Source organism: Achromobacter sp. KK8 (assembly GCF_054188005.1).
This window is the reverse complement of the sequence record NZ_CM135178.1, coordinates 4,711,173-4,724,561: the sequence shown is the minus strand read 5'-3', so window position 1 is coordinate 4,724,561 and position 13,389 is coordinate 4,711,173. Positions and strand designations below refer to the sequence as shown.

General features: G+C 70.3%; 13 protein-coding genes. 9 read left to right on the top strand and 4 right to left on the bottom strand.

Annotation, left to right across the window (positions count from 1 at the left end; translation table 11 throughout):
* Positions 1-47: 47 nt before the first annotated feature.
* Positions 48-944 carry a LysR family transcriptional regulator gene (locus tag ACVN9Z_RS21920; RefSeq protein ID WP_020927786.1) on the bottom strand — a complete coding sequence of 299 codons (897 nt, stop codon included), beginning with the start codon at positions 942-944 and terminating at the stop codon, positions 48-50.
* Between the two features lie 133 nt (positions 945-1,077).
* Here ACVN9Z_RS21920 and argC point away from each other — a divergent pair, with 133 nt between their 5' ends.
* Positions 1,078-2,022, top strand: a complete 945-nt coding sequence (gene argC / locus ACVN9Z_RS21915) for an N-acetyl-gamma-glutamyl-phosphate reductase (RefSeq protein ID WP_054497178.1) — start codon at positions 1,078-1,080, stop codon at positions 2,020-2,022.
* A 75-nt stretch (positions 2,023-2,097) separates the two neighbouring features.
* Here the strand turns inward: argC and ACVN9Z_RS21910 are convergent, their stop codons facing one another.
* Complete coding sequence (locus ACVN9Z_RS21910; RefSeq protein ID WP_458212619.1) at positions 2,098-2,979, bottom strand: MBL fold metallo-hydrolase; 882 nt, start codon at positions 2,977-2,979, stop codon at positions 2,098-2,100.
* Positions 2,980-3,075: 96 nt separating this feature from the next.
* A complete protein-coding gene (locus tag ACVN9Z_RS21905; RefSeq protein ID WP_054484347.1) occupies positions 3,076-3,999 on the bottom strand; it encodes a LysR family transcriptional regulator in 924 nt (307 codons plus the stop codon).
* A gap of 138 nt (positions 4,000-4,137) precedes the next feature.
* On the opposite strand from ACVN9Z_RS21905, the gene ACVN9Z_RS21900 reads away from it, so the two are divergent.
* Genes ACVN9Z_RS21900 through ACVN9Z_RS21885 form a run of 4 tightly spaced genes read left to right on the top strand, consistent with a single transcriptional unit; the run spans position 4,138 to position 8,545 of the window.
* Positions 4,138-5,721 carry an ATP-dependent acyl-CoA ligase gene (locus tag ACVN9Z_RS21900; RefSeq protein ID WP_458212618.1) on the top strand — a complete coding sequence of 528 codons (1,584 nt, stop codon included), beginning with the start codon at positions 4,138-4,140 and terminating at the stop codon, positions 5,719-5,721.
* Positions 5,722-5,754: 33 nt separating this feature from the next.
* Positions 5,755-7,068 (top strand): MFS transporter, encoded by a 1,314-nt coding sequence (locus tag ACVN9Z_RS21895; protein ID WP_458212617.1) that lies wholly within the window; start codon positions 5,755-5,757, stop codon positions 7,066-7,068.
* A complete protein-coding gene (locus ACVN9Z_RS21890) occupies positions 7,065-8,207 on the top strand; it encodes a thiolase family protein (RefSeq protein WP_024068927.1) in 1,143 nt (380 codons plus the stop codon). The genes ACVN9Z_RS21895 and ACVN9Z_RS21890 overlap by 4 nt, the downstream gene beginning before the upstream one ends.
* Positions 8,204-8,545, top strand: coding sequence for a hypothetical protein (locus ACVN9Z_RS21885; protein WP_458212616.1), 342 nt, complete (start codon positions 8,204-8,206; stop codon positions 8,543-8,545). The genes ACVN9Z_RS21890 and ACVN9Z_RS21885 overlap by 4 nt, the downstream gene beginning before the upstream one ends.
* Before the next feature lie 51 nt (positions 8,546-8,596).
* On the opposite strand, the gene ACVN9Z_RS21880 is transcribed toward ACVN9Z_RS21885, so the two are convergent.
* Positions 8,597-9,421, bottom strand: coding sequence for a TlpA family protein disulfide reductase (locus ACVN9Z_RS21880; protein ID WP_458212615.1), 825 nt, complete (start codon positions 9,419-9,421; stop codon positions 8,597-8,599).
* Between the two features lie 142 nt (positions 9,422-9,563).
* Between ACVN9Z_RS21880 and ACVN9Z_RS21875 the strand changes: the two genes are divergently transcribed.
* From ACVN9Z_RS21875 to ACVN9Z_RS21860, 4 genes are all read left to right on the top strand, one after another.
* Positions 9,564-10,637, top strand: a complete 1,074-nt coding sequence (locus ACVN9Z_RS21875) for an NAD(P)H-dependent flavin oxidoreductase (protein WP_458212614.1) — start codon at positions 9,564-9,566, stop codon at positions 10,635-10,637.
* Between the two features lie 383 nt (positions 10,638-11,020).
* Entirely contained in the window at positions 11,021-11,812 is a 792-nt protein-coding gene (locus tag ACVN9Z_RS21870; RefSeq protein WP_006384525.1) for an amino acid ABC transporter substrate-binding protein, read from the top strand.
* A gap of 116 nt (positions 11,813-11,928) precedes the next feature.
* Positions 11,929-12,582, top strand: coding sequence for an amino acid ABC transporter permease (locus ACVN9Z_RS21865; protein ID WP_006384524.1), 654 nt, complete (start codon positions 11,929-11,931; stop codon positions 12,580-12,582).
* Positions 12,583-12,607: 25 nt separating this feature from the next.
* Positions 12,608-13,360, top strand: coding sequence for an amino acid ABC transporter ATP-binding protein (locus ACVN9Z_RS21860; RefSeq protein WP_457956817.1), 753 nt, complete (start codon positions 12,608-12,610; stop codon positions 13,358-13,360).
* Positions 13,361-13,389 lie beyond the last annotated feature (29 nt).

Sequence of the window (13,389 nt, the reverse complement as noted above, 5' to 3'; positions counted from 1 at the left end):
CGCGAATCGCGAAGGCCGGTGCGCGACGCCGCCCCCGACTGGCTGGATCATTGGTGGCCGCCGGCGGCGCGCAACAGCCACAACGCATCGAGCACGTGCTGCGTGGCGCGCTCGACCTGGCCATCGCGATGCGCGATGCCCAGCGGCCGCCACAGTGCCGGACGCAAGGGCCGCATGACGATGCGCGGATCGGGTTGCGGCGCGGTGGCTTCGTGCGGCAGCAGGGTCGCGCCGTATCCGGCCGCCACCAGGCTCTTGATGGCGTCGTTGTAGTTCAGCTGGATGCGCGGGCGCGGGTTCAGGCCGGCGCCGGCGAACCATTCGCCGGTCTGGCGCGACAGCCGGGTGCTGGCGTCGTTCAGGATCAGCGGCCGTTCGCCGAGCCACGCGGGCGTGACGCGCGCCGGCGCGTCCCAGGCGGCGGGCAGGAAGGCCATGATGGGATCGCGCCGCCACGGGCGCAGCACCAGGCCGGGCACGGGCGGCTGCGGCAGCGCCACCAGGCCCACGTCGAGCGTGCCGTCGCGCAATTGCTGCAGCGTTTCCTGCGAGGTCAGCACCGCCACCTGCACGTCGATGCCGGGATGTTCGCGCCCCAGGGTTTCCAGCGCGCGCGGCAGCAGATGGGCGATGGCGCCGGTGGACGCGCCCAGCCGCACCCGGCCGCCCAGGCCCTGCACCTGCCGCTGCACGTCGTCGAGCGCCTGGTCGGCGTCGGCCAGCAGGCGGCGGGCGCGTTCCAGCAGGGTGTCGCCGATGGGCGTGGGCCGCACCTGGCCGCGGGTGCGCGTGAGTAGCGGCGCGCCGATGCGGGCTTCCAGGTCGGCCACGTGCAGGCTGACGGTGGGCGGCGCCAGGTGCAGCGCGCGGGCGGCCTCGGCGAACGAGCCCAGGTCGGCGATGGCGACCAGGGTGCGCAGGCGGTCAAGGTTGATTTCACGCATGGCGGTATCGTTCAGGAAATATGAATTCAATCGTCATGATATTCGACTTTTCCTATGCTTTGCATTGCGCAATGATGGCATCCATCCCCGCAATCCTCCGGCAGCGCGCCGGTTCTTCCGCAAAGGCACGCACATGACGCATCCTCTTGTATTCATCGATGGCGACCAGGGCACCACCGGCCTGCAGATCCACGAACGGCTGCGCGGCCGCGCCGACCTGCGCCTGCTGACCTTGCCCGAGGCCGACCGCAAGGATGCGCGGCGCCGCGCCGAGGCCATCAATGCCGCCGACATCGCCATCCTGTGCCTGCCCGACGAACCGGCGCGCCAGGCGGTGGCGTCCATCGCCAACCCCGAGGTGCGGGTGATCGACGCCAGCTCGGCGCATCGCACCACGCCCGGCTGGGTCTATGGCTTCCCCGAAATGGAGTCGGCGCAGGCGCGGCGCATCGCCGAAGCCAAGCGGGTCAGCAACCCGGGCTGCTATCCCACCGGCGCCATCGCCTTGCTGCGGCCGCTGGTGCGGGCCGGCCTGGTGCCGGCCGACTATCCGCTGGCGATCCACGCCGTGTCCGGCTATTCGGGCGGCGGGCGCGCCAGCGTCGACGCCTACGAGGCGCCGGGCGCCACGGGCGGGCTGGCCTTCCAGGTCTACGGATTGGGCCTGGCGCACAAGCACACGCCCGAAATCGAGCGCCACGCCGGTCTGTCGCAACGGCCGGTGTTCGTGCCGTCGTACGGCGCGTTCCGGCAGGGCATCGTGCTGACCGTGCCCTTGCAACTGCGCCTGCTGCCGGCCGGCGTCACGGCCGCGCAATTGCACCAATGCCTGGCCCGGCACTATGACGGCAGCCGCCACGTGCAGGTGGCGGCGCCGCAGGAGGCCGCCGCGCAGACCCATCTGGATCCGCAGGCGCTCAATGGCACCAACGACCTGCGGCTGGCGGTGCATGGCAATGAAGCGCATGGCCAGGTGCTGCTGAGCGCCGTGTTCGACAACCTGGGCAAGGGCGCGTCGGGCGCGGCGGTGCAGAACCTGGACCTGATGCTGGAGGCGCTGGCGCCGGCCGAGGCCTGAACGCAATTGGGGCGCGCCATCGGACGCGCCCCTTGGCCGGCCAGCACGGCCGGCGCCGTTTCCCCTTTCAGTGCTTCACCACTTCATTTCGCCCTTGGCCACCTTGGCGCTGATCTCCAGCGAAGCGGCGGCGCCGGCTTGCGGGTAGCGCGCGCGCATCGCCTGGATCAGCGCGGCGCCGTCCTTGGCCTGGGCCGCTTCGGCCTCGAAGGCGCGCAGGTAGCCCTGGGTGTAGTGCACCGAATCCAGCGTCAACGGCGCGCCGGGAGCGTAATGGCCCGGCACCACGGTGGTGGGCCTGAGGCCCTCGATGCGGGCCAGCGTTGCCAGCCAATCGGCGCGCGATTGCGGCGTCTGCGTGTCGGCGGTCCACACGTGCAGGTTGCCGAACACCACGACGCCGCCCACCACCGCCTTGCGCGACGGGATCCAGACGAAGCTGCGGTCGGGCTGCGGGCCGTCCAGCCCGGTGATCCGCAGCGTTTCGCCTTCCAGTGTCAGGGAGTCGCCTTCCAACACTTGCGGAATGACCGCCTTGCGCGGCGCGTCGGCGCCCAGCTTCAGACCCCAGAACGCCAGCTTGGCGTCCACGGTGTCGCGGATATGGCGCACGGTGCGGGCGGTGGCCACGACCTTGGCCTGCGGGAACGCCGCCAGGACGGTGTCGAGCCCGAAGTAGAAGTCCGGGTCGCCGTGGCTGATGTAGATGGTGGTCAGCGTCTTGCCGCTGGCGCGCACCAGCGCCACCAACTGTTCGGCCTGCGACTTGCCGAACTGGGCATCGATCAGGATTGCCTCGCGTTGGCCGCTGACGAGCACGGACGAAACCTGGAAGATGGCGTCGTTGCCGGGGTTGTAGGGCGTGAGGGTCAGTTCGGTGGCGGCGGCCAGGCCGGGGGTGGACAGGGCCAGCGCCAGGGCGGGCAGCAGGCGGCGCAGGGTGGGCAGGGGAGACATGGCGGTTTCCTGGAAAGAGAGGGAATGACGGCAGTCTAGTTGCGCCATTCGGTCAGATAAACCGCGATGCCTGCGCGAGTCTGTTGCGTTGATCGGTCAAATAGTGGCGGGCGGGGCGTCGCCGGCCGGATCCGCCAGGGTCTGCACCACCAGCGTGCGCAGCCAGCGCGTGCCGGGGTCGCTTTCGAAGCGCGCGTGCCAGTGCACGGTGACGCTCAGGGGCGGCAGCGCCAGCGGCAGCGGCCGGATCTCGAAGGCGCCGTCGCGGTTGAACCATACCGCCGCGCGATGCGGCAGCGTGACCGTCAGGTCGGTGCGCCGCACGATTTCGGCGGCGGCCGAGAAATGCGGCAGTGTCAGGTAGGGCTGGCGGTGCAGCCCGGCCTCGCCGAGCACGTCGTCCAGCAGGCGGTGGGCGCTGGCGCGCGAGGCCACCAGGATGTGGTCCAGGCGCTTGAACTGGCCGCGGGTCAGGCCGGCCGCCAGCACGGGATGGCCGCGACGGCCCATGCAGGCGTAGCGCTCGCTGAACAGGTCGGCATGGCGCGTGTGGCGGCCCAGGCCGGCCAGGTTGCCGATGGCCAGGTCGATTTCGCCGTCCTTGAGCGCCTGCGGCAGTTGTTCCAGCGGCACCTCCACCACCTCGACCTGCAGGCGCGGCGCCAGGGCGTGCACGCGCTCCATCAGGCTGGGCAGGAACACCATTTCGCCGATGTCCGACATCGACAGACGAAAGCGCCGCGTGCTGCTGCCAGGCTCGAAATGCTGCCGCAGGCTGACGGCCTCGGCAAAGCTGTGCATGCCGCGTTCGATCGGATCTGCCAGGGCGAAGGCCACCGGCGTGGGCCGCATGCCGGCGGGCGTGCGCACGAACAGCGGATCGTCGAATTTCTCGCGCAGCCGCGCCAGGGCATAACTGACCGCGGGCTGCGTCAGCTGCAGGCGCTGGGCCGCGCGCGTGACGCTGCGTTCGTGCATCACGGTCAGGAAAACCCGCATGAGATTCAAGTCGAAGTCCACGCCCGCCCTTGTTATCAGTCAGTCTTATGCAATGAATAATACCCATAAATTTGACACATAAATAGTTGATTCCTAGACTAATTTTCACGAGCCGCGGCACCGACCGCCGGCCGCCGACAACAAGGGGAAAAGCACGCCATGCAAGCGTTGACATTGCCGTCGCTGTTGCGCGACCAGGCCGCCCGCCAGGGCCGGCGTCCATGGGTCCAGGCGCCGGGTGGGGCGTTGAGCTATGCCGAGGCGCCGCAGCACGCCGCGCGCTGGGCAGCGCTGCTGGCCGCGGCCGGAGTGGCGCGCGGCGACCGCGTCGGGCTGATGGCGGGCAACCGCATCGAGTTCCTGTCGGTGGTGCTGGGCTGCGGCTGGCTGGGCGCGGTGGTCGTGCCCATCAACACCGCGTCGCGCGGCATGCAGTTGCAGCACATCCTGGCCAACAGCGGCTGTGTGCTGCTGGTGGCGGACACGGCCTCCTGTCCGGCGCTGGCCGGGCTGGACGCGGCGGGCCTGGCGTTGCGGCGCATCTGGCTGCTGGACGACGTCCCGCCCAGAGAAGCCGGCGCCGACGCCGGCCTGCCGGCGCCCGCCACCCCCGTGCCGCCGTTGCCCGATGCGCCCATCCCGGCGGCCGAACTGGGGCCAGGCGACACGCTGGCGATCCTCTACACCTCCGGCACGTCGGGCCTGTCCAAAGGCGTGTGCTGCCCGCATGCCCAGTTCCATTGGTGGGGCGTCATCGCCGCCCGCAACCTCGGGATCGGCGTCGACGACGTGCTCTACACCAGCCTGCCGCTGTTCCACACCAACGCGCTCAACGCCTGCTTCCAGGCGCTGGCGACGGGCGCCGCCATCGTCTGCGACGAGCGCTTCTCGGTCAGCCGTTATTTCGAGCGGCTGGCGGCCACCGGCGCGACCGTGACCTATCTGCTGGGCGCCATGGTGCCAATGCTGCTGGCACGCGAACCGTCCGCCGCCGAAAGCGGCCACCGCGCCCGCATCGCGCTGGCGCCGGGCGTGCCGGAACGCTTCCATGCCACCTTCACGGGCCGCACCGGCATCGCGCTGCTGGAAGGCTATGGCTCCACCGAGACCAATTTCGCGCTGGGCGGCACGCTGGCCGAGCAGCGTCCCGGCACCATGGGGCGCGTGGCGCCCGAGTTCGAGGCCATCGTGGCCGATGAGCACGACGCGCCGCTGTCCGATGGCCAGGCCGGCGAACTGCTGCTGCGCGCGCGCCCGCCGTTCGCCATCGCCACCGGCTACTTCGGCATGGCCGACAAGACGGTCGAGGCCTGGCGCAACCTGTGGTTCCACACCGGCGACCGCGTGGTGCGCGACGCCGATGGTTATTTCCGTTTCCTGGACCGCATGAAGGACGCGATCCGCCGGCGCGGCGAGAACATCTCGTCGTACGAGGTCGAGCAGGTGCTGCTGGCGCATCCGTCGGTGGCGGTGGCGGCGGTCTACGCCGTGCGCTCGGAGCTGGCCGAGGACGAGGTCATGGCGGCGCTGGTCTGCAAGCCGGGCTGCGCGCTCACGCCCGAGGCGCTGCTGGATTTCTGCCAGCCGCGCATGCCGTATTTCGCCGTGCCGCGCTATCTGCGCGTGCTGGACGACCTGCCGCGCACCGAGAACGGCAAGGTTCGCAAGTTCCAGTTGCGCGATGAGGGCGTGACGGGCGACACCTGGGACCGCGACGCCGCCGGCTACCGCGTGGCGCGCTGAATCCCGTCCATATATAGAACAAGGGGCAAGAGCATGACGTTGGCATACCAGGGCGCGGCGCAGAGCGCCGACGAGCAGGCCCGCAGGAAGCGCACGCGGCGGGTGGTGATGGCGTCCGTCGCCGGCAACGCGATGGAGTGGTACGACTTTTTCATCTATGGCACCGCGGCGGCGCTGGTGTTCGGCGAGCTGTTCTTTCCCAAGGGCACCGACCCGCTGCTGGGCACCATGGGCGCCTTCGCCGGCTTTGCCGTGGGCTTCCTGGCGCGGCCGCTGGGCGGCGTGGTGTTCGGCCACATCGGCGACCGCTACGGCCGCAAGCTGGCGCTGGAATGGACGCTGGGCATCATGGGCGCGGCCACTTTCCTGATCGGGCTGTTGCCCACCTACGAACAGGTCGGCATCTGGGCGCCGGTGGCGATGGTGGTGCTGCGCGTGTTGCAGGGCGCGGCGGCCGGCGGCGAATGGGGTGGCGGCGTGCTGCTCATCAGCGAGGCGGTGGGCGGCAGGCGCCGCGGCTATTTCTCGTCGTTCAGCCAGTTGGGCGTGGCCGGCGGCTTCGTGCTGTCATCGGGCGTCTTCATGCTGGCGCAGCAGCTGCCGCAGGACGCCTTCATGAGCTGGGGCTGGCGCCTGCCGTTCCTGTTGAGCGTGCTGATCTTCGGCATCGGCCTCTACATCCGCAAGCACATCCCGGAAAGCGACGAGTTCGTGCAGGCCAAGAAGACCGCCAAGCGCGGCATGCCGGCGGTGGAAGTGTTCCGCCGCTATCCGCGCCAGGTGTTCACCGCCATGGGGCTGCGGGTGGCGGAGAACGGCGGCTCATACATCTTCCTGGCGTTCGCGCTGGCCTACGGCAAGTTCCTGGGGATTCCCAACGACGTGATGCTGGGCGGGGTGCTGGCGTCCATGTTCATCGAACTGGGCACGCTGGTGTGGTTCGGCCACCTGTCGGACCGGATCGGCCGGCGCACCGTCTACCTGATCGGCTCGGCCGGGCTGATGCTGGCGGCGTTTCCGTTCTTCTGGCTGGTGCAGACCAGGGAGCCGGTGTGGATCTTCCTGGCGTTCTTCCTGGGCAACACGGTCTGCCACGCCGCCATGATCGGCACCCAGCCGGCGTACTTCGCCGAGTTGTTCCCGCCCGAGGTGCGCTACACGGGCCTGGCGCTGGGCCACGAACTGGCCTCGGTGTTCGCCGGCGGCCTGTCGCCGCTGATCGCCATGGCGCTGCTGCGCGAGTATGAATCGGCCACGCCGGTGGCGTGGTTCCTGGTGGGCATGGCGGCAATCACGGTCATCACGCTGTTGCTGACGCGCGAGCCCGCACGGCAGGAATCGGCATGAACGCCGGCCCGGGCATCGTCGGCGTGGGCGAGACGCCCGCGCTGCGCAATCCCGAGCCCGGCTGCGACACGGCCACGCTGATCGCGCAGGCGCTGCGCCTGGCGCTGGACGATGCCGGGCTGCGCCCGGCCGACGTCGACGGCCTGGGGCTGGCCTCGTTCACGCTGCGCCCCGATCGCGCTATCGACATGGCGTGGCGGCTGGGCCTGACGCTGAACTGGTGCATGCAGGACGAGATGGGCGGCGCCAGCGCCATCAACATGCTGCGGCATGCCTGGCTGGCGCTGCGGGCCGGGCAGGCGCGCACCATCGTGCTGGTGGCTGGCGACCATTTCAGCGGCGCGGATTTCGCCGAACTGGTGGGGCGCTACAACCGCAGCGCGCAGGATTACCTGAGCCCGCTGGGCTGCGCCGGGCCGAATCCCTTGTTCGCCATGCTGACGCAGCGGCAGATGGCGCAAACCGGCCTGCGGCGCGAGGACTATGGCGCGCTGTGCGTGGCGCAGCGCGCCTGGGCGGCGGGCAATCCCAACGCCGCCTATCGCCAGCCGCTGACGCTGGCGCAGTACCTGGAGGCGCCGATGGTGGCCGAGCCGCTGGGCCGGCTCGATTGCGTGCCGGTGGTCAGCGGCGCCTGCGCGCTGGTGCTGCAAGCGCGGCCGCAGGGCGTGCGCGTCACGCTGCGGGCCAGCGGCGCGCGCTACAACGCCGACCAGCAGGAGGGCGACGGCCTGGTGACAGGCATTGCCGGGTTCGCGCCCGCGCTGTGGGCCGAGGCCGGCCTGGGGCCGGACGAGATGGACGTGATCGGCGTGTACGACGATTATCCGGCGATGGCCGTGGCCCAGCTGTGCGACCTGGGCCTGGCGCCGGCGGATGACCTGCCGGGCTTCATCGCGCGCCGCATCGCCACGCGGGACCTGCCCGTGAACACCGCGGGCGGGCAGCTGTCGGCGGGGCAGGCGGGCACGGCCGGGGGCATGCATGGGTTGGCGGAAGTGGCGCGCCAGTTGCTGGGCCGGGCCGGCGCGCGCCAGGTGGCGGGCGCGCGCCATGGCGTGGCGACCGGCTACGGCATGGTGCAGTTGCGCTACGGCATGTGCGCCAACGCGGCGGTGCTGGCCAGGGAGGACGCATGAGTTTCAGCGTGATGGAATGCGGGCAATGCGGGCACCGGGTCTACCCGGCGCGGCTGTGGTGCCCGGCCTGCGGGCACGACCGGGCCCGCGAGGTGGCGGTGGAGCAAGCCGAGCTGCTGGCGTGGACGCGCGTGTCCGGCAAGGCGGGCGAGGATGGCGGCGTCTTCGCCACTGTCAATGCGCTGCCGCGCGGGCCGCTGCTGGTGGTGCGCCTGCCGCAGGCGCCGCGGCACGGCGCGGGCCAACGCCTGCGCCTCTTTGGGCGAACCGAGCAGGGAGTGGCGCTGCCCTGGGCACAGGCGTTGCCCGGGATCGAAGCCGCCCCGGGCAAGGACTGACGTCCCGGGAAGCTGCTGGCGGGGCCGGCTGGAACCTGCCGGCCCCGCGGCTCACTGGCCGGGGTCGGCCGCCCGGATCGCTTCCAGCCGCTGCGCCAGCGTGGCGTTCGACAGTTCGCCGACGCGCAGGTCCATCAGCCGGCCCTGGGCGTCGAGGAACAGCGTCGCGGGCAAGCCGCGGTTGCTCATCTGGCGCGAGGCTTCGCCGGCCGGGTCGAGCAGGGCGTTGGCCAGGGACGGCGCGTGTTCGTCCAGGTACTGGCGCACGGTGCTTGCCGCTTCGCCCTGATTCAGAAAGACGAAATGGATGTCGGGGTTGGCCGCCTGGGCCTGCTCGAAGGCCGGCATCTCGCGGCGGCATGGCGGGCACCAGCTGGCCCACAGGTTCACGACCGTGGGCTTGCCCTGGAAGGCGGCCAGCGTAGCGGGCTTGCCGTCGAGCTGTTGCAGCGACAGGGCCGCCAGTTGGGGCTGCGGCTGCGCCGACGGCGCCAGCAGGCGGCCGCCGCCCAGCCAGACGGCCGCGCCCAGCGCCATCGCGGCCAGCACGGCGCGGCGCGGGGCGCGGTCGCGCAGCACGGCGTAGGCGCCATAGAGCAGCGCCGCGGCCAGGCCGGCCGGGCCGGTCCAGCCGCCGTCGCGCAGGTCCAGGATCTTGATTGGATCCTGCAGGAAGTGATCGAGGTATTGCCAGACGAAGGCCAGCCGGGCCACCAGCAGGCCCAGCAGCAGGCAGCGCCACAATGCGCGGCCGGCGTCCTCGGCGCGCGCGCCGGCCAGCAGGCGGCCGGCGACCAGGCCGACGACGACGGCGGCCGCCAGCAGCGCCAGTTCGATGGGAAATACCAGGGGGCCAAGACGGAGGGCGGGACTCATGCGGCGCGCTCCCGGCGCGCGGCCAGGGCGGGGCGGCCGTTGCTGCGAAATTCCATGGCGTGATGCGAGTAGGGGGAAGGCCCAAGCCTAGCATGTCGTTGCGATATGCTCTGACGTCCTCCATTGCCGTCGTGTGCCCCAGATGAAACCGCTGCCTTCGCTGTTGCCCCTGATCCAAGCGCCGATGGTCGGCTCCTTCAGCCCGCTGGCGATTGCCGCCTGCCGCGCCGGCGCGCTCGGGTCGCTGGCCTGTGCCGCGCTCGGTCCGTACGCGCTGCGCGAGCAGATCGCCGCCATCCGCGCCGAGACCGACGCGCCGTTCAACCTGAATTTCTTCAGCCACACCCCGCCGGCCACCGACGAGGCGGCCCAGGCCCGCTGGCGCGAGACGCTGGCGCCGTACTACCGCGAGGCCGGGCTGGAGCTGTCGGCCGCCGGCAGCGGCCCGGGCCGCGCGCCGTTCGACGAGGCCATGTGCCAGGTGGTCGAGGAACTGCGGCCAGCGGTGGTCAGCTTCCATTTCGGCTTGCCGGACGAGGCGCTGCTCGAGCGGGTGCGGCGCGCCGGGGCCATGGTGCTGTCGTCCGCCACCACGGTCGAAGAGGCGCGCTGGCTCGACGCCCGTGGCGTGGATGCCATCATCGCCCAGGGCGTGGAGGCCGGCGGCCATCGCGGCATGTTCCTGACCGACGACATCGGCGCCCAGCCGGGCCTGTACGCCTTGCTGCCCCAGGTGGTGGACGCTGTCGGCGTGCCGGTGATCGCGGCCGGCGGCATCGCCGATGGGCGCGGGATCGCCGCGGCCTTCGCGCTCGGCGCGGCGGCGGCGCAGCTGGGCACCGCCTATCTGCTGACGCCGCAGGCGGGCCGCTCGGCCATCCACCGCCAGGCGGTGCGCGCGGCGCGCGACGACGCCACGCGCCTGACCAATCTGTACACCGGCCGCCCGGCGCGCGGGCTGTTGACGCGCTTCATGCGCGAACAGGGGCCGATGAGCGCGGTGGCGCCCGCGTTTCCGCTGGCGACCGGGGCGGTCGATCCGCTGCGGGCGGCGGTGGAAAAGCGCGGCAGCGGCGATTTCTCGCTGCTCTGGTCGGGCGAAGCCGCCGCGCTGGCGCGCGAGACCGACGCCGAGGCCCTGACCCGCCAGTTGTGGGACGACGCGCTCGACTGCGCCGCCGGCCTGCGCGCGGGCATGGCGGCGCGGGCGGGCTAGTGTGCTGTCCCGTAGATGCGTCCGCATGACGAAATTCATCCCTTGGCGTCAGGGCTAGGCGCAAACCGCAGTGCTACCCGTAGGTATCGCGAGGATTTGCAACGACGCCATGGCGTCAAGGGGTGGATTTCGCGCGGGCGTATCTGCGGGACAGCACACCGGGTCGTCAAGGTGTAGCCCGGACGCCGGCCCCGGGCGCGGGGCCGCGCCGGTGTCGGCGGGCCGGTCGCGCCGCCTTTCGCCCGGCTCTTCGACCCTGGCGCTTGGCCCTATATACGGCCGAGATGAAACACATATTTCCAGGAACGCTAAAATAACCGGCTCGCGGCTTTCGTCGAGCCCTCCGGCCTTCTTCATTCCTGCGCCTCGCGCCCTCGATAAACATGAAAAAACTGACTGCTGTTCTTCTCGTGTCCGCCACCACGATGCTGACCGCTTGCGGCCCATCCGACAACGCCCCGGCCGCCAGCGCGCAGGCCCCGGCCGCCGCCCGCAAGGTCGTCGTCGGCCTGGACGACAACTTCCCGCCCATGGGTTTCCGCGACGCCAACAACCAGATCGTCGGCTTTGACGTGGACATGGCCAAGGAAGCCAGCAAGCGCCTGGGCCTGGAAGTCGAATTCAAGCCGATCGACTGGAGCGCCAAGGAAGCCGAACTGAACGGCAAGCGCGTCGACGTGCTCTGGAACGGCCTGACCATCACCGAAGAGCGCAAGAAGAACATCAGCTTCACCGCGCCCTACATGGCCAACCACCAGATCATCATCGTCGGCAACGCCTCGCCGGTGAAGGCCAAGGCCGATCTGGCCGGCAAGGTGGTCGGCGCCCAGGACGGCAGCAGCGCCACCGACGCTATCGCCAAGGACCCGGTCGCCGGCAGCATCAAGGAAGTCAAGAAGTTCGGCGACAACGTCACCGCGCTGATGGACCTGGCCGCCGGCCGCCTCGACGCCATCGTGGTCGACGAAGTCGTGGGCCGCTACCTGATCAGCAAGCGCGCCGGCGAATACCGCGTGCTGGACGACAACTTCGGCACCGAAGACTACGGCGTCGGCGTGCGCAAGGACGACACCGAACTGCTGGGCAAGCTCGACAAGACCCTGGATTCGATGAAGCAGGACGGCACCGCCGGCCGCATCGCGACCCAATGGTTCGGCGCCAACATCGTCAAGTAATCTCCCGGGAAACGCCCGGACCGCGCCGCGGTCCGGGCGTTTTTCAGTCCGGCGTTTCCCCGCGCCGCCTCTCCCGCTCCTGATTCCTCCCGCCGGCAAGGCGCCCACCCATCCGCATGGACTACGTACTCTCCCTCCTGGGACCCCTGGCGCAAGGCGCGAAAGTGACCTTGACGCTGTTCTTCATCACGCTGGCGCTGGCCGTGCCGCTGGGCCTGGTGCTGGCGTTGCTGCGGATCTCCAAATGGGGCTTCGTCAGCCAGCTGGTCAACGGCTACATCTGGCTGATGCGCGGCACGCCGCTGATGCTGCAGATGCTGTTCATCTACTTCGCGCTGCCGTTCGTGCCGGTGGTGGGGGTGCGCCTGCCCGACTTCCCGGCGGCGGTGGTGGCGTTCGCGCTGAACTACGCGGCGTATTTCGCCGAGATCTTCCGCGCCGGCATCCAGTCGGTCGATCGCGGCCAGTACGAAGGCAGCAAGGTGCTGGGCATGACCTACCTGCAGACGCTGCGCCGCATCGTGCTGCCGCAGATGGTGCAGCGGGTGCTGCCGCCCATGAGCAACGAGACCATCACGCTGGTCAAGGACACCTCCCTGATCTACGTGCTGGCGCTCAACGACATCCTGCGCACCGCGCGCGGCATCGTGCAGCGCGACTTCACGACCACGCCGTTCCTGGTCGCGGCGGCCTTCTATCTCATCATGACGCTGGTGTTGACGTGGTTCTTCCAGCGTATGGAAAAGCGCTATGCCAAATACGACCAGTAATCCGTCCGCCGGCGGTCGCGGCGCCATGATCTCGGCGCGCGGCATCGTCAAGTCGTTCGGCGCCAACCGGGTGCTGGACCAGGTCTCGCTGGAACTGGGCAAGGGCGAGGTGGTGGCGGTGATCGGCCCGTCGGGCTCGGGCAAGAGCACCTTCCTGCGCTGCCTGAACCACCTGGAGACCATCGACGACGGCACCATCGAGATCGAGGGCGAGGCCCTGGCCACGGCGGTGCCGGGCGGCCACAGCCGCTACGCCAGCGATGGCGACGTGCGCCGCATCTGCCGCAAGATGGGCATGGTGTTCCAGTCGTTCAACCTGTTCCCGCACATGACCGTGCTGCAGAACATCATCGAAGCGCCCATGATCGTCAAGGGCATGCCGCGCGCCGCCATCGTGCCCAAGGCCGAGGAACTGCTGCGCAAGGTCGGCTTGCTGAACAAGCGCGACAACTATCCCACGCGCCTGTCCGGCGGCCAGAAGCAGCGCGTGGCCATCGCCCGCGCGCTGGCGATGGAGCCGGACATCATGCTGTTCGACGAGCCGACCTCGGCGCTCGACCCCGAGCTGACGGGCGAAGTGCTGCGCACCATGCGCCAGCTGGCCGACGAGCACATGACCATGCTGGTGGTGACCCACGAAATGGGCTTCGCCCGCGAAGTGGCGCACCGCGTTATCTTCATGGACGAAGGCCGCATTGTCGAAGAGGCGCCCTCGGCCGACTTCTTCCGCGCCCCGCAGCATCCGCGCAGCCGCGAGTTCCTGGCGCACATGCTGTAAGGGCGGTACCGGCTTCGTTCCCCCGGCCA